This window comes from Sphingomonas sp. EU05-FHT14C10 (assembly GCF_058790595.1).
The window spans coordinates 310558-331879 of sequence record NZ_JBYTEN010000001.1 but is presented as its reverse complement, the minus strand read 5'-3'; the positions used below and the strand labels follow the sequence as shown (position 1 = coordinate 331879).

At 65.9% G+C, this 21322-nt stretch carries 18 protein-coding genes; 5 read left to right on the top strand and 13 right to left on the bottom strand.

Annotation, left to right across the window (positions count from 1 at the left end; all coding sequences use genetic code 11):
• Positions 1-60: 60 nt before the first annotated feature.
• Both AC3WT0_RS01595 and AC3WT0_RS01590 read right to left on the bottom strand, forming a co-directional pair.
• Positions 61-1662 carry a carboxyl transferase domain-containing protein gene (locus AC3WT0_RS01595; RefSeq protein WP_492750892.1) on the bottom strand — a complete coding sequence of 534 codons (1602 nt, stop codon included), beginning with the start codon at positions 1660-1662 and terminating at the stop codon, positions 61-63.
• Positions 1659-2810: an isovaleryl-CoA dehydrogenase gene (locus AC3WT0_RS01590; RefSeq protein WP_492750891.1), complete on the bottom strand. Its 1152-nt coding sequence runs from the start codon at positions 2808-2810 to the stop codon at positions 1659-1661. Before AC3WT0_RS01590 ends, AC3WT0_RS01595 begins: the two co-directional genes overlap by 4 nt.
• Before the next feature lie 143 nt (positions 2811-2953).
• On the opposite strand from AC3WT0_RS01590, the gene AC3WT0_RS01585 reads away from it, so the two are divergent.
• Positions 2954-3859, top strand: coding sequence for a LysR family transcriptional regulator (locus AC3WT0_RS01585; RefSeq protein WP_492750890.1), 906 nt, complete (start codon positions 2954-2956; stop codon positions 3857-3859).
• A 56-nt stretch (positions 3860-3915) separates the two neighbouring features.
• Here AC3WT0_RS01585 and AC3WT0_RS01580 read toward each other — a convergent pair whose 3' ends face one another.
• The 5 genes from AC3WT0_RS01580 to AC3WT0_RS01560 all read right to left on the bottom strand — a co-directional run bounded on the left by AC3WT0_RS01580 (position 3916) and on the right by AC3WT0_RS01560 (position 10321).
• Positions 3916-4191: a hypothetical protein gene (locus AC3WT0_RS01580; RefSeq protein ID WP_492750888.1), complete on the bottom strand. Its 276-nt coding sequence runs from the start codon at positions 4189-4191 to the stop codon at positions 3916-3918.
• Positions 4192-4604: 413 nt separating this feature from the next.
• Entirely contained in the window at positions 4605-5921 is a 1317-nt protein-coding gene (locus AC3WT0_RS01575) for an amidohydrolase family protein (protein ID WP_492750887.1), read from the bottom strand.
• Between the two features lie 37 nt (positions 5922-5958).
• On the bottom strand, positions 5959-6495 hold the full coding sequence (locus AC3WT0_RS01570) for a GAF domain-containing protein (protein WP_492750886.1): 537 nt from the start codon (positions 6493-6495) through the stop codon (positions 5959-5961).
• A gap of 54 nt (positions 6496-6549) precedes the next feature.
• Positions 6550-10011, bottom strand: coding sequence for a transcription-repair coupling factor (gene mfd / locus AC3WT0_RS01565; RefSeq protein ID WP_492750884.1), 3462 nt, complete (start codon positions 10009-10011; stop codon positions 6550-6552).
• A gap of 43 nt (positions 10012-10054) precedes the next feature.
• Positions 10055-10321 carry an FAD assembly factor SdhE gene (locus AC3WT0_RS01560; protein ID WP_492750883.1) on the bottom strand — a complete coding sequence of 89 codons (267 nt, stop codon included), beginning with the start codon at positions 10319-10321 and terminating at the stop codon, positions 10055-10057.
• 122 nt (positions 10322-10443) lie between these two features.
• On the opposite strand from AC3WT0_RS01560, the gene recG reads away from it, so the two are divergent.
• Complete coding sequence (gene recG, locus AC3WT0_RS01555) at positions 10444-12507, top strand: ATP-dependent DNA helicase RecG (protein ID WP_492750881.1); 2064 nt, start codon at positions 10444-10446, stop codon at positions 12505-12507.
• 8 nt (positions 12508-12515) lie between these two features.
• Here recG and AC3WT0_RS01550 read toward each other — a convergent pair whose 3' ends face one another.
• Positions 12516-12839 carry a PilZ domain-containing protein gene (locus tag AC3WT0_RS01550; protein ID WP_492750880.1) on the bottom strand — a complete coding sequence of 108 codons (324 nt, stop codon included), beginning with the start codon at positions 12837-12839 and terminating at the stop codon, positions 12516-12518.
• 124 nt (positions 12840-12963) lie between these two features.
• Positions 12964-14187, bottom strand: a complete 1224-nt coding sequence (tyrS, locus tag AC3WT0_RS01545) for a tyrosine--tRNA ligase (RefSeq protein ID WP_492750879.1) — start codon at positions 14185-14187, stop codon at positions 12964-12966.
• A gap of 31 nt (positions 14188-14218) precedes the next feature.
• Here tyrS and AC3WT0_RS01540 point away from each other — a divergent pair, with 31 nt between their 5' ends.
• Positions 14219-14773 (top strand): DOMON-like domain-containing protein, encoded by a 555-nt coding sequence (locus AC3WT0_RS01540; RefSeq protein ID WP_492750878.1) that lies wholly within the window; start codon positions 14219-14221, stop codon positions 14771-14773.
• Complete coding sequence (locus AC3WT0_RS01535; protein ID WP_492750877.1) at positions 14770-15972, top strand: exo-beta-N-acetylmuramidase NamZ family protein; 1203 nt, start codon at positions 14770-14772, stop codon at positions 15970-15972. Before AC3WT0_RS01540 ends, AC3WT0_RS01535 begins: the two co-directional genes overlap by 4 nt.
• Here AC3WT0_RS01535 and AC3WT0_RS01530 read toward each other — a convergent pair.
• Positions 15966-16967 (bottom strand): 2OG-Fe(II) oxygenase, encoded by a 1002-nt coding sequence (locus tag AC3WT0_RS01530; protein ID WP_492750876.1) that lies wholly within the window; start codon positions 16965-16967, stop codon positions 15966-15968. The genes AC3WT0_RS01535 and AC3WT0_RS01530 overlap by 7 nt on opposite strands.
• A gap of 4 nt (positions 16968-16971) precedes the next feature.
• Positions 16972-18150: a vWA domain-containing protein gene (locus tag AC3WT0_RS01525; RefSeq protein ID WP_492750874.1), complete on the bottom strand. Its 1179-nt coding sequence runs from the start codon at positions 18148-18150 to the stop codon at positions 16972-16974.
• Positions 18151-18260: 110 nt separating this feature from the next.
• Here AC3WT0_RS01525 and AC3WT0_RS01520 point away from each other — a divergent pair, with 110 nt between their 5' ends.
• Positions 18261-19679 carry a methyl-accepting chemotaxis protein gene (locus AC3WT0_RS01520; RefSeq protein ID WP_492750872.1) on the top strand — a complete coding sequence of 473 codons (1419 nt, stop codon included), beginning with the start codon at positions 18261-18263 and terminating at the stop codon, positions 19677-19679.
• Positions 19680-19713: 34 nt separating this feature from the next.
• Here the strand turns inward: AC3WT0_RS01520 and AC3WT0_RS01515 are convergent, their stop codons facing one another.
• Entirely contained in the window at positions 19714-20565 is an 852-nt protein-coding gene (locus tag AC3WT0_RS01515) for an AAA family ATPase (RefSeq protein WP_492750871.1), read from the bottom strand.
• Positions 20566-20628: 63 nt separating this feature from the next.
• The gene (locus AC3WT0_RS01510) at positions 20629-21297 is read right to left on the bottom strand and encodes a DUF6975 family protein (RefSeq protein ID WP_492750870.1); all 669 of its coding nucleotides are present in this window, start codon (positions 21295-21297) and stop codon (positions 20629-20631) included.
• Between the last annotated feature and the right edge of the window lie 25 nt (positions 21298-21322).

Below are 21322 nucleotides of genomic sequence, written 5' to 3'. Positions count from 1 at the left end.
CGATCATGGGCATGCACGAAGCGTAGCCCGAAACCGCAACTGTAGGACAGCGCGGCATCGCTACATCCGGAACACGCCGAAGCGCGCGGCTTCGGGAATCGGAGCGTTCAGCGTCGCGGCGAAGGCAAGGCCCAGCACGTCGCGCGTCTGCGCGGGGTCGATGATGCCGTCATCCCACAGCCGCGCAGTGGCGTGATAGGGATTGCCTTCATCCTCATATTTCTGGCGGATCGGGGCCTTGAACGCCTCGGCCTCATCGGGTGTCCAGCTCTCCGCGTCGCGGTGGACGGTGGCGAGGACCGAAGCGGCCTGCTCGCCGCCCATCACGCTGATCCGGCTGTTGGGCCAGGTGAAGAGGAAGCGCGGGGAGTAGGCCCGGCCGCACATGCCGTAATTGCCCGCGCCGAAGCTGCCGCCGATCAGAAGCGTGATCTTGGGAACGCTGGCGGTGGCGACGGCGGTGACGAGCTTTGCGCCATGTTTTGCAATGCCTTCCGCCTCATATTTACCACCGACCATGAAGCCGGAGATATTCTGGAGGAAAAGCAGCGGGATGCGGCGCTGACAGGCCAGCTCGATAAAATGCGCGCCCTTGACCGCGCTTTCGCTGAACAGCACGCCGTTATTGGCGAGGATGGCGACGGGCATGCCCCAGATATGCGCGAAGCCGCAGACGAGCGAGCTGCCGAACAGCGGCTTGAACTCGTTGAACTCCGATCCGTCGACGATGCGCGCGATGACCTCGTGGACATCATATGGCGCACGAACGTCGTCGGGGACGATGCCGTAAAGCTCCTGCGGATCGAAGCGCGGCGGGCGCGGATCGCGCAGATCGAGACCCGGATCGTGCGGCTTGCCGAAGGTCGAGACGATATCGCGGACGATGGTCAGCGCATGTTCGTCATTCTCGGCGAGATGATCGACCACGCCCGATTTGCGCGCATGGAGATCGCCGCCGCCGAGATCCTCGGCCGAGATGACCTCGCCCGTCGCCGCCTTCACCAGCGGTGGGCCGGCAAGGAAGATCGTGCCCTGATTGCGGACGATGACGGTCTCGTCCGACATGGCGGGAACATAGGCGCCGCCCGCGGTGCAGCTTCCCATCACGCAGGCGATCTGCGGGATGCCCTTGGCCGACATATTGGCCTGGTTGAAGAAGATGCGCCCGAAATGGTCGCGATCGGGAAACACCTCGGCCTGATGCGGCAGGTTGGCGCCGCCGCTGTCGACCAGATAGATGCACGGCAGGCGATTGGCCTCGGCAATTTCCTGCGCGCGGAGATGCTTCTTGACCGTCATCGGATAATAGGTGCCGCCCTTCACCGTCGCATCGTTGCAGACGATCATGCACTGGCGGCCCGAGACGCGGCCGATGCCCGCGATCATGCCGGCCCCGGGCACTTCGCCTTCGTACAGGTCGCAGGCGGCGAGCTGGCCGATCTCGAGGAAAGGCGCGCCGGGATCGAGCAGGCGCTCGACACGGTCGCGAGGAAGCAGCTTGCCGCGTTCGACATGCCTGGCGCGTGCCTTCTCGCTGCCGCCGAGCGCCGCCGTCGCGACGCGGCCGCGAAGATCGTCAACCAGCGCGCGGTTATGCGCGGCATTGGCGCGGAACTGTTCGCTGTCGGCCGACAGCTTGGTGTCGAGGACAGGAGCGCTCATGCCGCGCCGATCAACTCGCGGCCGATGAGCATGCGCCGGATCTCGTTGGTGCCGGCGCCGATATCGAGCAGCTTGGCGTCGCGCAGGAAGCGTTCGACCGGCCAATCTTTGGTGTAGCCCGCGCCGCCCAGCGCCTGAACCGCCTCACCCGCGACGCGGAAGGCATTTTCCGATGCAAGCAGGATCGCGCCTGCCGCGTCGAAGCGCGTCGTCTTGCCAGCATCGCAGCTTTTGGCGACGGCATAGACATAGGCGCGGGCCGAATTGAGCGCGACATACATGTCGGCGACCTTGGCCTGGAGGAGCTGGAAGGCGCCGATCGGCTTGCCGAACTGCTTGCGCTCGCGGACATAAGGCAGGACGACGTCGAGGCAGGCCTGCATGATGCCGAGCTGGATGCCGGCAAGCACCGTGCGCTCATAGTCGAGCCCCGACATCAGCACGCCGACGCCGCCGTTGAGCGGCCCCATGATGTTTTCCTCGGGCACTTCGCAATCGTTGAAGACCAGCTCGGCCGTGGGGCTGCCGCGCATACCCATCTTGTCGATCTTCTGGCCGATCGAGAAGCCGGGCATGTCCTTTTCGATGAGGAAGGTGGTGATGCCGCGGCTGCCTTCGCCCGTCTTGGCATAGACGACCAGCGTATCGGCATAGGTGGCGTTGGTGATCCAGAACTTCGTGCCGTTGAGGACGTAGCCGCCCTGAACCTTGTCGGCCTTGAGCTTCATCGAGACGACATCGGACCCGGCGCCGACCTCCGACATGGCGAGGCTGCCGACATGCTCGCCCGAGATGAGCCTGGGGAGATATCTGGCCTTCTGCTCGTCACTCGCCCAGCGCCGGATCTGGTTGACGCAGAGGTTGGAATGCGCGCCGTAGCTGAGGCCGATCGACGCCGAGGCGCGGCTGACTTCCTCGCAGGCGATGACATGTTCGAGATAGCCGAGAGCGAGGCCGCCATATTCCTCTTCCACGGTGATACCGTGGAGGCCGAGCGCGCCCATTTCGGGCCAGAGCGACTTGGGAAACCAGTCCTCGGCGTCGATCTTCGCGGCGATGGGGGCGATGCGATCGGCGGCGAAGCGCGCCGTCGTCTCGCGGATCATGTCGGCAGTCTCGCCAAGCGCGAAATCGAAATCGGGGGTCATGGCTTCGGTCTCTCCTCTCCCCCAAGCCTAGCGGGGTGGCGCATCCCAGAAAAATTGAATGGATTTGAACGATATCATTATTTTTATCTATGAAGGGCGGGGCGTCGCGGCCGCGGCGTCCCGGCCAGCCGGATTTTAGACTGATGCTCGATCGTTATCTGCTTCGCTATTTCCTCGCCGTGGTCGACCAGGGCAATTTTTCGCGCGCGGCGAATCATTGCAACGTGTCGCAGCCTACATTGTCGGTCGGCATCGCCAAGCTCGAACGATTGCTGGGGCACCGGCTGTTCGTGCGATCGAACCAGCGCGTGGCGCTGACCGAAGCCGGCACGCGGCTCCAGCTTCATGCGCGCCGGATCGAACGCGAGTTCCACCTCGTGCAGCAATCGATGGACGAGGCGATCGACATGCCGCCGCTGCGGATCGGCGTGCTCGGCAGCGTGCCCGGCGCGCTGATCGCGGCGGCGCTGGCCGAGGCGCGGCCGAGCGAGCATAATCGCTTCGAGCTGCTGTTCGGGAGCGAACGCGAACTGGCGAGCGACCTTGCCAAAGGGCGGATCGACGTGGCGCTGACCCTGGTCGATCGCGGTGCGGACCGGTTCGCCGAGCGCGCGATCCTGACCGAAGGCTATGCGCTGGCCGTGCCGTCGGGGCACCGGCTCGCAAGATGCGCGGCGATCGACGCCGAGCAATTGGGTGAGGACGTGATGATCGTCCGCCGGCATTGCGAAGCGCTGTCGTACACCAGCCGCTTCTTCACCGAACGGGGGGTGCGGCCGCATTTCGCGCTGCGCTCGACCAACGACGAGCGCGTGCTGCAGATGGTTGCGGCGGGGCTGGGGATCACGGTGATGCCGCTTTGCTATCAGGCTGAGGGCGTGTCGCGGCCCGCGCTGGCGGGGTTCGACTTTACGCGGACGCTGGGATGGGCTGCGGCGCAGGACGCGGAATATCTGCTTGTCGACACACCGAGGGTGATGACCGCGATCGCCGATCGTCTGGCGGCGCAGGGGCCGCCGAAGGAAGAAAGGGGCAGCGTCGGGCGCTGAACCCAAAATACGGCGCCCGGGCCGGGTATGATGCCCGGCCCGGCGTCGTCATGGGGTCAGCGATTGTTCGCAGCGATGGCGGCGAGCTTGATTTCCTGATTGGCCTGATCGAGCAGCTGCTTCGCCTTGGCCGCATGGCCGCCCAGATCATATTCGTTCGCCTGCTGCGCGGCGGTCAGATAGTTGTAGGCCTGCCGCGACATGGCCTGCGCTGCGGCGAGGTTGCCGTGACGGAACGAGCTGACATTTTCGACCGGCGGCTGAGCGGCATAAGCGAGAGCCGGAGTGGCCAGCAGCGACAGGGCAACCAGTGCCTTCATGGGATTGTTCATCGTCATTCTCCTTCAAAGCAAAAGAGTGAGGGATAGTGGCCGCCTCCCCGGGGAGAGCGGGGGGCAGGGTGTTCAACCCGGAGAGGCGGCGCCTGGCGCGACCCTTGGGGGAGGGGGATGGGGCGCGTCAGGGATGGGGTAGAAAGGGCGGGGGCAAGGCGTGGGACCCAAGCCGGCGCCGGCCCGAACCGCGAGCCGGCATGGCCGGCGGCGATCGTCGCATGAAAATCGAAAGTGACATGTTAGCGCCCTTTCTGCCTCATTCGTGAGCGGTTTCGGCTGGTTGATCGCCTCGTCCGTTCACAAGCTCTTATCTACCCGTTCGATTGTGAACGGTGCCGAAACGGTTGGTTAGAAAAGCGTCATGTGGCGGACAGGATTGGAGCGCCAAGCGATATGGCAGGCAGCGGACCTCAGCCGTTGAGCTCGTTCCGTACCGTGACGCCGCCCTTCATCACGAAGCGCACGCCGCGCAGCAGATCGATATTCGCGATCGGATCGCCCTGAACCGCGACGAGATCGGCGAAACGGCCGGGCTGGAGCGTGCCGACGCGGTCGGACGCGCCGAGCAGGTCGGCGGCGTTGCGCGTCGCGGCCTGAATGGCCTGCATCGGGGTGAGCCCGGCGGCGACGAGATGGCCGAACTCCTCCGCCTGCCGATCGGGCAGTACCGCATCGCTGCCGAAGGCGATGGGGACGCCCATCCTGTGCGCCCTGGCGACGGTGCGTGCCGGCGTGTCGCCGACGGCGATGATCTTCTCGCGGATGACGGGATGAAGCTGCTCGGGTCGGTTGCGCGCGGTGTCGATGCTGATCGCAAGGATCGTCAGCGTCGGCACGAGATAGACGCCGCGATCGCGCATTGCGGCGAGCGCGGCGTCGTCGGCGAACGAGCCATGTTCGATCGACGCGACGCCGCCCCGAACGGCGGCGGCGATCGCCTCACCGCCATAGGCGTGCGCGGCGACCTTCATGCCGAGCGCATGAGCGGTTTCGACCACGGCCCGTATCTCGGCATCGGACATGAGCTGCATGCCGACGGGATCGGGCGACAGGCTGGTGACGGCCCCACCGACCATGATCTTGATGAGATCGGCGCCGCGCTTCTTGCGATCGCGCACCTGCCAGGCGGCCTGTTCCGGCGAGTCGATCGTCCGGCGGCGCCAATGGGGATTGTCGAGCGCCTCGTCGAAACCGACCGAACGATCGGCGACGCTGCCGGTGGCGCCCAATTGCTCGAGCGCCACCCAGAGGCGCGGGCCTTGCGCCAGCTTCCGGTCGATTCCGCGCTTGAGCGCGGCGTCTTCGCCGACCGATCCCAGCACGCGCGCCGAGGTGAAACCGCGCATCAGCATCTCGCGCGCATTGGCGGCGCTTTGCATCAATGCGTCGAGCTCGCTTGCCTGTGCCGCGTCGAGCACGGGGTTGAGCGAACCCGGGCGGGTATCGAGGTGGATGTGGCAATTGATGAAGCCGGGGAGGACCGTCGCCGACGACAGGTCGACGATGCGAACGCCTGCGGGCCTGACATGACCGGGGACGATTTCGACGATGCGTTCGTCGGCGATCAGGATCGATGCGGCGGAGCGGGGTGCGCCGATGCCGTCGATGAGCGTTCCGGCGTGAACGATGCAATCGACCTTGCCCGTGGCCGCCATCGCCGGAGCGCTCGCCAGCATGACCCCGCCGACGATGAAGGCACGCCGGTCCACCGATTTCCATTCGCCCATGCTTGTTTCCCCCTGCAATGGTGGAAAGCTAGCGCGATCAAAGAGCCTTGCGAAGCAGGGAAGCGTGCTCGCCCGTCGCGGATTCGAGCGCGGCGAGATTTTCGAGGACGGCACCGACCGAGCGGGCGAGCGTTCCGAGCAGCTTGATGGCTTCCGGATCGATCGGTCCCTGCCGAGCCCAGTAAGTGCCGATGGCGAAGCGGGATTCGTCGAAGCCCACGGGAAACATCGCCATGCTGCCGACGAAGGTGTCGCGATAGTAATTATAGACGAGGCGCGGATCATTGGTGATGTCGGGAATGATAATCGGCTTGCGATCGAGCATCGCCAGCCCCGAAATGCACGCCTTGATCGGGAAGCTCTGGCCGACCCAAAGGGGGGCGAGAGCATCTTCCGCGACATATTCGACTTCGTCGGCGCGTCGGCGCACGACGGTTATGCCGTCGGAGGCCGCGATCTCGCGCGTCGATTCGCGCAGGATCGCCACGACATCGTCGACGGAGACAGCCACGGACAGGCGCTGAATCGCCGTGACGAGCGCGCTCCATCGGGCAAGTATTGCCGGTTCGGTCACGGCTCTCCCTCCGTAATCCGTGATACGCAACCACCGAATTTACATTTTAAATCCCTAAGAGACTATTTTTGCAAGGCCGCGCGACAATTGGAGCGCTCCGTTCAAGCGCGAGGCGGGATCGCCCCAGGCGCGGGTGATGACGAGCTTGCTGTCAGGACGCAGCCGTGCAGTGCCCTTCAGCCGGTCGACATAGCCGAGCAGCCCCGGCAGATCGGGGAAATTGTCCTGGAAGAAGCTGACCAGCGCACCGCGCGGACCGGCGTCGATCTTGGCGATGTTGGCGCGCCTGGCGTTGAGCTTGATCTCGATGACGGTCAGCAGATTCTGCGTCGCGGGCGGCAGCTTGCCGAAACGGTCGATCAGTTCGGCGGCGAAGGCTTCGATGCCCTGCTTGTCCTCGATCTCGTTGAGGCGGCGATAGAGGCCCATGCGCAGATCGAGATCGGGGACATAATCGTCGGGAATCATGATCGGCGCATCGACGGTGATCTGCGGCGAGAAGGATTCCTTCGCCATCGCCTTTTCGATCCCGCCCGCCTTGGCCGAGAGGATCGCCTCCTCGAGCATCGACTGGTAGAGTTCGAAACCGACTTCCTTGATGTGCCCCGACTGCTCGTCGCCGAGCAGATTGCCCGCGCCGCGAATGTCGAGATCATGGCTGGCGAGCTGGAACCCCGCGCCCAGGCTGTCGAGATCGGACAGCACCTTGAGCCGTTTCTCGGCGGTTTCGGTGAGCACGCGGTCATGCGTCGTGAGATAGGCATAGGCGCGCGTCTTCGACCGGCCGACGCGACCACGCAGCTGGTAGAGTTGCGCGAGGCCGAAGCGATCGGCGCGGTGGATGATCATCGTGTTGGCGCTGGGAATGTCGATCCCGCTTTCGACGATGGTCGTGGAGACCAGCACTTCGTAGCGCTTGTCGTAGAAGGCCGACATGCGTTCCTCGACCATGCCCGCCGCCATCTGGCCGTGGGCGACGACATAGCGGACCTCGGGCACTTCCTCGCGCAGGAACTTTTCGATGTCGGGCAGGTCGGAGACGCGCGGCGTGACGAAATAGCTTTGCCCGCCGCGATAATGTTCGCGCAGCAGCGCCTCGCGGATCACGACGGGATCCCAGGGCATGACATAGGTGCGCACGGCGAGGCGATCGACCGGCGGCGTCTGGATCACCGAAAGCTCGCGCAGGCCGGACATTGCCATCTGGAGGGTGCGCGGGATCGGGGTTGCGGTGAGGGTGAGCTGGTGGACGTCGGTCTTGAGCGCCTTCAGCCTTTCCTTGTGGACGACGCCGAAGCGCTGCTCCTCGTCGACGATGACGAGGCCGAGGCGCTTGAACTCGACGCCCTTGGCGATGACCGCATGGGTGCCGATGACGATATCGATCGTGCCGTCGAGCAGGCCTTCCTTGACCGCCTTGGCTTCGCCTGCGGGGACGAGGCGCGAGAGGCGGCCGATCTTCAGCGGGAAGCCGTTGAACCGGTCGACGAAATTCATGTGGTGCTGGCGGGCGAGCAGCGTCGTCGGGCAGACGAGGGCGACTTGCATACCGGCCATCGCCGCGACGAAGGCGGCGCGCAGGGCGACTTCGGTCTTGCCGAAACCGACATCGCCGCAGACGAGCCGGTCCATCGGGCGACCCGAAGCGAGATCGGCGATGACGTCGCCGATCGCGCGCTCCTGATCATCGGTTTCCTGATAGGGGAAGCGATCGACGAAGGCGGGGTAGCCGCCGCTGTCGGGCTCGGCGATTTCGGCGGGGCGGAGCGCGCGTTCGGCGGCGGTCTTGATGAGCTCGTTCGCGATCTCGCGAATCCGCTCCTTCATCTGCGCCTTGCGCCGCTGCCAGGCCTCGCCGCCCAGCCGGTCGAGCGCGACGCCCTCGCTTTCGGCCCCGTAGCGCGACAGCACGTCGATATTCTCGACGGGCACGTAGAGCTTGTCGCCGCCCGCATAGGTCAGCCAGACGCAGTCGTGCGGGCTCTGGCCTACCGGGATCGATGTCAGCCCTTCGTAGCGCCCGATGCCGTGATCGACGTGAACGACGAGATCACCGGGGGTGAGCGTCGCCAGCTCCGACATGAAAGCGTCGGCGCTCTTGCGCTTCTTCTGCCGGCGGACGAGGCGGTCGCCGAGCATGTCCTGCTCGGTTATCAGGGCAATATCGGGCGTGGCGAAGCCGTGGTCGAGCGGCAGGACGACGATCGCCGCGCCATAATTGGCGGCAAGGCCCAGCGCTTCCTGCCAATTGTCGGCCGCTGGCGCGGTCTTGAGACCATGATCGGCGAGGAGCGCGGTCAGGCGCTCTCGCGAGCCCGCCGAATAGCTGGCGAGGACCAGGCGCCTGCCGGCACGCTGGAGCGACCGGGCATGCGCGGCGACCGCTTCATAGACATTGGCGTTCTGGGCGCGCTCGGGCGCGAAATCGCGTGGTCCGTCGACGCCGAAGTCGAGCACCGTGGCGCTTTCGGGCTCGCGGAAGGGCGTGGTGAGGTGAATGGCATTGTCGCCGACCGCCTGCGCCCACTCGTCGGGTGTCAGATAGAGGGCGGCGGGTTCGATCGGGCGATAGCTCCCGGGATCAGAGGACTGCGCGCGCACGCGATTGGCGTGATAGTCGGCGATCGCCTCAAACCGCGCCTCTGCAGCGGCGGAGGTTCCCGAATCGCGGAGGATCACCGCATCGTCGCCGAGATGATCGAAGAGGGTGGTCAGCCGATCCTCGATCAGCGGTAGCCAATGCTCCATGCCGGCGAGACGACGGCCGTCGCTGATCGCCTGATAAAGCGGGTCGCCGGTCGCGGTCGCGCCGAAACGTTCGCGGTAGCGGCTGCGGAAGCGCTTGATGCCTTCCTCGTCGAGAAGCGCCTCGGATGCGGGAAGCAGGGTGAAGCCGTCGACGCGCCCGGTGGTGCGCTGATCGGCGGGATCGAAGCGCCGGACGCTTTCGATCTCGTCGCCGAAGAAATCGAGGCGCAGCGCCTGCTCCTCGCCCGAGGGGAAGAGATCGACAAGACCACCGCGCACCGCGAACTCGCCCGGATCGGCCACGGTCTCGACACGGACATAGCCATTGGACTGAAGCAACTCGGCAAGCCGGTCGCGATCAATCCGCTCGCCCGGCGCGAGCCGCGCGACGAGCTGGCGGATACGGAAGGGCGTCAGCGTGCGCTGCGTGGCGGCATTGAGCGTGGTGACGAGAAGCTGCGGACCTCTGGGCTTCGCCTGCAGCGCGTGGAGCGTCGCGAGTCGTTCCGACGTCGAGCGCAGCGACGGCGAGGCGCGATCATAGGGAAGACAATCCCATGCCGGGAAACTCAGTACTTCCAGCTCGGGCGCAAAATAGGTGGCGGTCTCGGCGAGGCTGCGCATCGCCTGCTCGTCCGATGCGATGAAGACAGCGCGACTCTTCGATGCGCGCGCAAGATCGGCCGTCAGCCAGGGCAGGAAGCCGGCAGGGGCGCCCGCAAGGGTCAGCGGCGACTTGGCATGGAGAATCTTCTGAAGGTCGGTCATCGGGCGGTCCAAACCGCGCTCCTTAAGGGAGGAGCACGCGAGATCATTCGGAGATGGGAATATAGTCGAGGCGCTTCATCGCCTGGATCATCGGGCCTTCGATGTGCGGCGGAACCGGGATCGTGCCGATCGCCCAGCCCATGATGTCGACATCCTGCTCGTTCATCAGCGCCTCGTACCAGGCGATCTCCGCCTCGTTCCATTCCGTTGCATGGCGATCGAAGAAGCCGCCGACCATCAGGTCCGCTTCCTTGGTGCCGCGATGCCATGCGCGGAACTTCAGGCGTTTGAGACGGGCATCGCGATCCATGGGCGTCCAATGCAAATTGGCCGGCGGGCTTTTAGGGCCGGCCGGCTGGTGATCCCTGTCTGCCCGGGAGCGGAAGGCACCGCTTCCGCTTCGGCTGAACAGACTTTAGAGCGCAGATAGCCATGCGACCCGATATTCTCAATCCGCTGTTCGCCGAAGTCACGGCCCTGAAAGGGATCGGGCCGCAGCTTGCGCGACCGCTCGAGCGGCTGGGGCTGGCGCGCGCTGTCGATATCGCTTTCCATTTGCCGAGCGGGTTCATCGATCGGCGTCCCGTCGTCAGCCTCGACGAGGCGATTGCCGGGCAGGTGGTGACGCTGACGCTGACCGCTGCCGACTATCGGCAGGGCGGCCCGCGATCGCCCTTCCGCGTCCATGCGATCGACGCGATCGGCAACGCGATCAGCCTAGTCTATTTCGGCGGCAATCCGGGCTGGGCGAAGAAGCTGCTGCCGCTGGGCGAGGCGCGCATCGTATCGGGCAAGATCGAGACCTATGGACAGGAATGGCAGATGGTCCATCCCGACCATGTGCTGCCGCCCGAAGAGGCCGGGGAGATCGCCGAGCGCGAGCCGGTCTATCCCCTGTCGGAAGGGCTGACGGGCAAGCGGCTGGCGGCGCTGGCCGCGCAGGCCGTGGCGCGCGCGCCCGAGCTTGCCGAGTGGATCGAACCCAGCGTGCTGGCGAAAGAGGGATGGGCGTCATGGCGTCAGTCGCTCGCCACCGCGCATGCCGATCCGGCCGACAAGGCCGCGCGGCGGCGGCTGGCCTATGACGAACTGTTCGCCAACCAGCTTGCGCTGATGCTGGTCCGCGCGTCGTCGCGGCGGCGGCGCGGCGTTCCGCTGGCGGGCGACGGCAGGCTGCGCGATATGCTGCGGCTGCCCTATGCGCCGACGGGTGCACAGACGCGCTCGATCCGCGAGATCGAAGGCGACATGCAGCAGGCGACGCCGATGGTCCGGCTGCTGCAGGGCGATGTCGGCGCGGGCAAGACGCTGGTCGCGCTGATGGCGCTGCTGACGGCAGTCGAGGCCGGCGCGCAGGGCGCGATGCTGGCGCCCACCGAGATATTGGCGCGCCAGCATCATGCGAACCTGACGGCGATGCTCGCCGGCTTGCCGATCAATGTCGCGATCCTGACCGGGCGTGAGAAGGGCAGGGCCCGCGAATCGACGCTGATGGGGCTGGCCGATGGATCGATCGACATCCTCGTCGGCACGCACGCGATCTTCCAGGAAGCGGTGAGCTACAAAAGGCTGGGGCTCGCGGTGGTCGACGAGCAGCATCGCTTCGGCGTTGCGCAGCGGATGATGCTCCAGGCCAAGGCCGAGCATCCGCCGCACCTGCTGGTGATGACGGCGACGCCGATCCCCCGCACGCTGACGCTGACCCATTATGGCGAGATGGACGTGAGCCGGCTCGACGAGATGCCGCCCGGCCGGCAGCCGATCGAGACGCGCGTCCTTTCCGACGAGCGGCTGGGTGAGGTGGCCGACGGGCTGGGGCGGCATATCGATGCGGGCGGGCAGGCCTATTGGGTGTGCCCGCTGGTCGAGGAAAGCGAGACGAGCGATCAGGCGGCGGCCGAGGCGCGTGCGGCGGCGCTCAGGCTGCGCTTCGGCGACGATCGCGTGGGTCTGGTCCATGGCCGGATGAAGGGGCCGGACAAGGATGCCGTGATGGCCGATTTCGCCTCCGGGCGGACGGCGGTGCTGGTCGCGACGACGGTGATCGAGGTGGGCGTCGACGTGCCCAATGCGACGCTGATGATCATCGAGGGTGCCGAGCGTTTCGGGCTGGCGCAGCTCCACCAGTTGCGCGGGCGCGTGGGGCGCGGCGACAAGAAGTCGATCTGCCTGCTGCTGCGCGGCGGGATGCTGAGCGAGACGGCGCGCGCGCGGCTGGCGCTGATGCGCGAGACCAATGACGGTTTCCGCATCGCCGAGGAGGATCTGCGCCTGCGCGGTGCGGGCGAGCTGCTCGGCACGCGCCAGTCGGGCGAGCAGCTCTTCCGGCTCGTGGAGCCCGACATGCTGCAGGACCTGCTGCCGATGGCGAGCGACGATGCGCGGCTGCTCGTCGATCGCGACGGCGGACTGGAAGGCCCGCGCGGCAAGGCGGCGCGGCTGGCGCTCTATCTGTTTGAGCGCGACGCCGGGGTGGCGCTGCTCAGGTCGGGCTGAAGCGCGGCTCAGCGCGCGTGGGCGACGAGCTCGGAGAGGAGCTGGAGATAAGGGGCGAGATCGATCATGCGGTCGAACTGGCAGCCGACGCGGCCGCCGAGCGCCCAGCGGACCTCGGCGCCGACCGAGCCCACCACGGGAAAGCGGACCATCAGCCGGTCGCCTTCGGCGAAGCTGTTTTCGGAGCGCGCCATGAAACCCGAGGCGGAGATGTTCACGACCTGCAGCGAAACCACGCCCGCCGGGCCGTTGCCCCGGGTGCGGTAGAAGACTTCCTCACGCGCGGCCTCGCGCTGATCGTGGATCGTCCGGTTCTGTGCGTTGAAACTCATGACGCTACTCCGGAACACCACTTGCCCCTTCTGACAGACCTAGACCCGAAACCTTAACGGCGGCGCAAGGAATGGGATTAAAGAAGCCTTACCGCGCCTCGGCTCGGCCACATCGGGGACGGCGTCAACGCACCAGCAGCGCGTGATTTTTCTTGCCCGCCGAGACGCGCACCGGCGCGTCGCCGACCGCGATCACCAGCGCTTCGTCCTCGACCTTCTCGCCCTCGACGCGCGCGCCGCCGCCCTTGATCAGCCGGCGGGCCTCGCCCTTCGACGCGGCAAGGCCCAGCGCCACGAGCGCGTCGACGACGCCGATGCTGCCGCCCTCGACCCTGTGCGTCGGGAGCGCGGCGCCGCTGGCGCCTTCCTCGAAGGTGCGGCGCGCGGTCTCGGCTGCTTCGGCGGCGGCCGTTTCGCCATGCGCCATGGCGGCGGCGGCATCGGCGAGAATCTTCTTGGCGTCGTTGATCTCGGCGCCCTCCAGTGCCTCGAGCCGGGCGATCTCGTCCAGCGGCAGATCGGTGAAGAGGCGCATGAAGCGGCCGACATCGGCGTCCTGCGTGTTCCGCCAGAACTGCCAATAGTCATAGGGCGACAGCATATCGGCATTGAGCCAGACCGCGCCCGAGACGGTCTTGCCCATCTTGCCGCCGTCGGCGGTGGTGATGAGCGGCGTCGTGAGGCCGTAGACCTGCTCGCCGTCGATGCGGCGCGTCAGTTCGATGCCGTTGACGATATTGCCCCACTGGTCCGATCCGCCCATCTGGAGGCGACAGCCCACGCGGCGCGAAAGCTCGCGGAAATCATAGGCCTGCAGGATCATGTAGTTGAATTCGAGGAAGCTCAGCGACTGTTCGCGGTCGAGGCGCAGCTTGACCGAGTCGAAGCTGAGCATCCGGTTGACCGAGAAATGCTGGCCGATTTCGCGCAGGAAGGGGATATATTCGAGCTTGTCGAGCCAGTCGGCATTGTCGACCATGATCGCATCGGTCGGGCCGTCGCCGAAGGTCAGGAAGCGCTCGAACACCTTCTTTATGCCCGCGATATTGGCGGCGATCATATCGGTGGTGAGCAGCTTGCGCGCTTCGTCCTTGAAGCTCGGATCGCCAATCTTCGACGTGCCGCCGCCCATCACCACGATCGGCTTGTGCCCGGCCTGCTGGAGCCGGCGGAGCATCATGATCTGGACGAGGCTGCCGACATGAAGCGATGACGCTGTGGCGTCGAAGCCGATATAGCCGGGAACGATCTCCTTCGCCGCGAGGGCGTCGAGGCCCTCGGCGTCGGTCAACTGGTGGATATAGCCGCGCTGGTCGAGCAGGCGTAGGAGATCGGATGCATAGGTCATGGCGCGCAGCGCCTAGCATGGGGACATCGGCTTGAGTAGCGTCTTGGCGAAGCGGCGGCTGATCGCGCATCCCGATTTTCCGTGCCCTGCGATCGAGGGCTTCGACATCGAGCTGAGCCGTGTGGGGGAGGCCATGTTGTCGATCGCCTATATGGTCGTCGGGGACATTGCGGCGCTGGCCGTCCCCGTGCCAGCCGCTCCGGCGCGGCGCGACGAGTTGTGGCGGCGCACATGCTTCGAGGCGTTCGCGTGGGACGGCGAGGGCTATGCCGAGGTCAATCTGTCGCCCTCAGGCGAATGGGCGGCCTATCGCTTCGACGGTTATCGCGCGGGGATGCGCGATGCGCCGGTCGCTTCGCCGCCCTCGATCGACGTTGTAGCGGAGCCTGCGCGACTGAGCGTCGGCGCGACGATCAATCTCGCGGGCCTGATCGCGCCGGGGGCCACACGGATCGGGCTGTCGGCGGTAATCGAGGCGAAGGACGGGACCAAAAGCTACTGGGCACTCGCGCATCCCGAGGGCAAACCCGATTTTCATCATCGCGCTTGCTTCGCGATCGAACTGCCTGCACCTGAGCGGGCATGAAATTCGGCATCGACCGGCTGCTCGCCGACCCCGCTCTTCGCGCGCCGCTCGCCGGCAGGCGCGTCGCCCTGCTCGCGCATCCCGCATCGCTGACCGAGACGATGGTCCATTCGCTCGACGCGCTCGCGGCCTGCCCGGACATCGAGCTGAGCGCCGCCTTCGGGCCGCAGCACGGACTGCGCGGCGACAAGCAGGACAATATGATCGAATCGCCCGATTATCGCGATCCGGTCCATGGCATTCCGGTGTTCAGCCTCTATGGTGAAGTGCGCAAGCCGACCGACGCGATGATGGATGCGTTCGACGTGCTGCTCGTCGATCTGCAGGATCTGGGCTGCCGTATCTACACCTTCATCACCACGCTGCGTTACGTGCTCGAGGCAGGCGCGCGGCTGGGCAAGGCGGTGTGGGTGCTCGATCGCCCCAACCCCGCCGGGCGTCCGGTCGAGGGGCTCACGCTGCTGCCTGGCTGGGAAAGTTTCGTCGGTGCGGGCGCGATGCCGATGCGCCACGGGCTGACGATGGGCGAGCTTGGCCGCTGGTTCGTGGCCGAGCTTGGGCTCGACGTCGATTATCGCGTGATCGCGATGGAAGGCTGGCAGCCTGAAGAAGGGCCGGGGTTCGGTTGGCCGCTTGGCGAGCGCGTGTGGGTCAATCCCAGCCCCAACGCGCCCAACATCAACATGGCGCGCGCCTATGCGGGGACGGTGATGGTCGAAGGTGCGACGATATCCGAAGGGCGGGGGACGACGCGTCCGCTCGAACTCTTCGGCGCGCCCGATATCGATGCGCGCGCGGTGATCGCCGAAATGCAGGCGCTTGCCCCCGAATGGCTGCACGGCTGCATTCTGCGCGATATCTGGTTCGAACCGACCTTCCACAAGCATGTCGGCAAGCTGTGCAGCGGCGTGCACATCCATGCCGAAGGGCCGGCTTATGACCATGGCGCGTTCCGGCCATGGCGCGTGCAGGCGCTGGGCTTCAAGGCGATCCGGCGGCTCTATCCCGATTATGATCTGTGGCGGGATTTTCCCTATGAGTATGTCCTCGACCGGCTGGCGATCGACGTGATCAACGGCGGGCCGGGGCTGCGCGAATGGGTGGATGACGCCGCTTCGTTGCCGGGTGACCTGGATATCGTGACCTTGCCGGACGAAAGTGCATGGGCGGAGAGGCGGAAACCCTTCCTGCTTTATTGAGCAGTCTCGCCAGTCGCCTCATGCTGGCCAAATCCGGCGGCGGGATCGATAGGGGGACGTTGCCGGATCCAGCGGCTGGAGAGGAGCTTCACGCCGCTTTCCACGGCGCTGCCAATGTGGCGCGTGGCCGGATCGGGTCGGCCGTCGGGCAAGGCGTTGGCGAAGATCAACGCATCGCCGGTACGGCCGCGCAGCGCGAGACCGAGTTCGGTGAAGATCGTCTCGCCGCCGTGGTAATCGTCGTTGAGCCAGGTCAGCAACGTCAGGTGGCGCTGGTTGGCCATGCCCGGGATCGCATCAAGGTGAGCGCGATATTGCTGGCCGGGATGGTAGCGCAGGACCTGGAGCGTCTCGCCCTGTTCGACTGCGGTCCGGCTCGCGGCGGCGAAACGGCGATTGAGCGCGTGGATCGCGGGACATTCGAAGACGAGGGGGAAGCCCGCCGCATCCGAATCACGCACGGGATCGGCGACGAAGCGCTTCTGCGCCTCGTGGAAGATGAGCGCCGGCTTGAGGCGTGGTTCGGCCATGTCGGCGAGGAAGGCGCATTCGGCGGGCGTCAGCAGCGCTTCGATCTGCGCGATATAGGGTGTGGCGTTGACGATCTGGTGTGGGGGCGTCGTGCGGGGCGTGCCTGCTTCGTCGAGATCCATCGCCGCGATCAGATCGCGTTGACGCGCCGCGATCGGATCATTTCCTGCCCAGCGGTGAAGGCTGTCCACGGCCCCGGCCCAGTCGCGCGCGCCGCCGGCTCCGGTTGCGAGGAAAGCGGCGTGGATACGCGCGGCCTGCATATGGCCCGCTTCGTCGCCGCGCTGGAAGTCTTCACGCGCGGCGGCGAGATCGCGGGGAAGCAGGCGACCCTCGACGCGCCACAGCCCGCGCGCCCACAATGCCTCGCCGTCGCCGCGCGCGGCGAGATCGTCGATCAGCGCAATTGCGTCAGCGGCGCGGCCTTGCTGCGCGAGCGCGAGCGCCTGCCGGGCGTCGCTCATAAGCTCAATTCTTGCGGGTCAGCGCGCGCATCGCTTCGTCGAGGCCGGCGAGCGTCAACGGGTACATGCGATCGTTCATCAGTTCCTTGATGAGTGCGATCGACTGCGAATAGCCCCACTGCGCCCTGGGGATCGGATTGAGCCATGCGGCGGCGGGGTAGGTCGTCACCAGCCGGTGCATCCAGACAGCGCCCGATTCCTCGTTGAAATGCTCGACCGAGCCGCCCGGATGGCTGATCTCATAAGGGCTCATCGACGCGTCGCCGACGAAGATCAGCTTATAATCATGTCCATATTTGTGGAGCACGTCCCACATTGGCGTGCGTTCGGAGAAGCGGCGGCGATTATCCTTCCACACGCCTTCATAGGGGCAGTTGTGGAAGTAGAAGAATTCGAGGTTCTTGAACTCGGCGGTGGCCGCCGAGAACAGCTCCTCGCACAGCTTGATATGCGGGTCCATCGATCCGCCGACGTCGAGGAACAGCAGCAGCTTGACCGCATTGTGCCGCTCGGGACGCATGACGACGTCGAGCCAGCCCTGGCGCGCGGTGCCGGCAATCGTGGCGTCGATGTCAAGTTCGTCCGCGGCGCCTTCGCGGGCGAAGCGGCGGAGGCGGCGGAGCGCGACCTTGATGTTGCGCGTGCCAAGCTCCTTGGTGCTGTCGAGATTCCTGAACTCGCGCTGATCCCAGACCTTGATCGCCTTGCCCTGCCGGCCTTCGCCGCCGATGCGCACGCCCTCTGGATTATAGCCGCCATGGCCGAAGGGCGAGGTGCCGCCGGTGCCGATCCATTTGCTGCCGCCCTGATGGCGTTCCTTCTGCTCTTCGAGCCGCTTCTTCAGCGTCTCCATGATCTCGTCCCACGAGCCGAGTTTCTCGATCTCCGCCTTCTGCTCGTCGGTCAGGTAAAGCTCGGCGACCTGGCGGAGCCATTCGGCGGGAATCTCCGCGGCTTCGGTGCCGTAGCGCGTCTCGATGCCCTTGAAGATCTTGGCGAAGACCTGATCGAAACGATCGAGCAGCCCTTCGTCCTTCACATAGGTGGCGCGCGCCAGATAGTAGAATTCCTCGGGCCGGTTCGCGATCACCTCGCGGTCGAGCGCCTCGAGCAGGATCAGATGCTCCTTGATCGAAGCCGGGATGCCGGCAGCGCGAAGCTCGTCGAGGAAGTTCAGGAACATGGACGCAGTCTAATCGAGCGCAGGCGCGCGTCCAGCGCATTTGCGCCAGTGGTTAACCAGCCTTCAAGATTTGGCTGCTAGGCCCGTCCGGATATCCCGGGGGATAATAGATGCTTCACAACGAGATAGTCGCAGCCGATCCGGGTGCGATAGACAGGGTCGCGAAGTCTTGTGGAGATCTGGCCGTCGGCTGCACCGACGCAGCCGGGCACATCTCCGACGTGTCCGACAGCGTGAGCCGCCAGATCGCGATGATCGCGACGCTGGAGGACATCATCGGCGGGCTCGAGGAAGATCAGCGCCGCGCCGCCGATTCGACCGACGAGGCGCGGCTGCTATCCGAAAAGGCGCGCGCCAAGCTGGAAGCCGGCGCGCGGGTGATCGCGCAGTCGCTGGACGAATTCATCGCCGTCACCAATCTGGTGGTGAAGCTGGGCGAACAGGTGACCGAGGTGACGTCGGCGCTGGCGCAGGTGAAGCGCGTGACCCAGAGCATCGACACGATCGCGCGCACCACCAACATGCTGGCGCTGAACGCAGCCATCGAGGCCGAGCGCGCGGGCGAGGCGGGACGGACCTTCGCCGTGGTCGCGGCCGAGGTGAAGAAGCTCGCGCAATCGACGCGCGCGGCAACCGAGGAAATCGACGCGACGATGACCTGGGTCGGCCGCGAGACCGAAGCCTATGTGAGCGAAGTGCGCGTGGGCGTGGAGAAAAGCCGCGCGGCACAGGCGAGCCTTGCGACGGTGAACGAAACGGTTTCGGAAGTGGCGCAGATCGTGGAACTGGTCGATCATCAAAGTGACGGGATCGCGCGATCGACCAGCCTGATCCACGACAATGTCCTGCGTTGCCGCGACGAATTGTCGGGCTTTGCACGCGAGGCGCGATCGAGCGAGCGCCAGCTTGTCGATGCGCGCGACAAGATGATGGAGCTCGAACTGCTGTCGAACACCATGTTCGACCAGATCGTCCATAGCGGCTTTGCCAGCGAGGATCGCATCTTCGTCGACATGGCAGTAGACGCCGCCAAGCGCGTCCAAACGCTCGTCGATCGCGCGATCGCACAGGGCGAGGTCAAGATGAGCGACGTGTTCGATACCGATTATCGGCTCATCCCGGGATCGAATCCGGAACGCTTCAACAATCGCTTCAACGATTTCGCGGACCGCTATCTGCGCCCGGTGATCGACGAGGTCACGGCGGCCCACGCCGATGTCGAGGGATCGGTCTGTTCGGACGTCAACGGCTATCTGCCGACGCACCAGACGAGCCGGTCGCAGGAGCCGCGCGCCGACGATGTCGAGTGGAACAATGCGCGCTGCCGCAACCGCCGCATCCTGCTCGACGACGCGACCGCGCGCGCGATCAGGAGTGACGCGCCCTATCTGATGGCGGTCTATCGCTATGAGCGCGGCGACGAGTTCAGCCTGCTCAAGAATGTCTTCGTGCCGCTCTATTTCAACGGCCGGCGCTGGGGCAATTTCGAGATCGCCTATGTCAGCGATCGGGGCGCAGTGCGTATCTGACGCCGCCGGCCTGCCGGGGGCATAGGGAGAGGATTCAGGCCTTCCCGCCCTGGCGGCGCGCCATGAAGGCGAGGCGTTCGAAGAGCATCACGTCCTGCTCATTCTTGAGCAGTGCGCCGTGGAGCGGCGGGATGGCCTTAGTCGGGTCGCGCGACTGGAGGACCTCGAGCGGCATATCCTCGTGCAGGAGGAGCTTGAGCCAGTCGAGCAGCTCGCTGGTCGAGGGCTTCTTCTTGAGGCCGGGGACGTCGCGGACCTCGTAGAAAATGTCCATCGCCTTGCTGACCAGCAGCTTCTGGATGCCGGGGAAGTGGACATCGACGATCGCCTGCATCGTGTCGCGATCGGGAAACTTGATATAGTGGAAGAAGCAGCGGCGCAGGAACGCGTCGGGCAGTTCCTTCTCGTTGTTCGAGGTGATGACGACGATCGGCCGCTCGGCGGCGCGCACCGTCTCCTTCGTCTCATAGACATGGAATTCCATGCGATCGAGTTCCTGAAGCAGATCGTTCGGGAACTCGATGTCGGCCTTGTCGATCTCGTCGATCAGGAGGACGGGCAGGGTGGGGGAGGTGAAGGCCTCCCACAGCTTGCCACGGCGGATATAGTTGGAAATCTCGTGGACGCGGGGATCGCCGAGCTGGCCGTCGCGCAGGCGGGCGACCGCATCATATTCGTAGAGGCCCTGCTGCGCCTTGGTCGTCGACTTGACGTTCCATTCGATCAGCGGCGCGCCGACCGCCTTGGCGATCTCGGTAGCGAGAACGGTCTTTCCGGTTCCGGGTTCGCCCTTGACCAGCAGCGGGCGGCGCAGCGTGACCGCCGCGTTGACGGCGACCTTCAGATCGTCGGTTGCGACATAATCGGCCGTACCTTCGAAACGCATAGCTGTCCTTCCCGTTGCTCTTCGCAACGGGATAGGCAGCGCCGATGGCGCACGCAAGCGTGGTTAGATATGGGCGCGGGCGTCGCGGCGGGCGTCGAGCAGGTCCCAGAGCCCGCGATGCTGCGCGAGAATCTGTTGCGCGCCGAAGGCGAGCGCGCGCTCCACCGCTACGGTTTCCGCGATCGCGGCTGTGGCGGCGAGCGTGCCGGCTTCGTCGGGAAGACGGTTGTCGGGAAGATGGATGCCGAGGCGCGCCGAAGCGGCGTCGAGCAGGGCGCGAATCGGGCTCCAGTCGAGCGTGAGCGCGAAGGCGGCGCCGAGCGCGGTGCCCTTGCGATCCGACTGGGCGAGCATTTCGAGCGCGTGGCGCTGCTGCGAGACGGCGGCTTCGCTTTCGGCCTGGCCCGGCGTGCTGGGCAACGGACCGGCGGCGGCGACGAGCTGGGCGATGGCGGCGCGTTCGATCGCGAAGGCCTCGGCCGCTTCGGCGAGCCAGGCGCGGGCGACGGGATGCGTCGCCTTGTTCGCGGCATAATCGATCACGCCGGGATGGCGACCGTGGAGCGCGGCGAGATAATGGACGGCGTCGGCAAGGTTGCGCGGGCCATCGACACCGTCGAGCAGATCGCGCGTGCGCGGGAAGCGATGCGCGCCGCTGCCGTCGCTGCGGACGAGCGCGACGAGGAACTCGGCGGCGCCCGCACGGCTCAGATCGACCGCAGGTGAATCCATCTCTCGCGCTTCCTCCAACCCGATC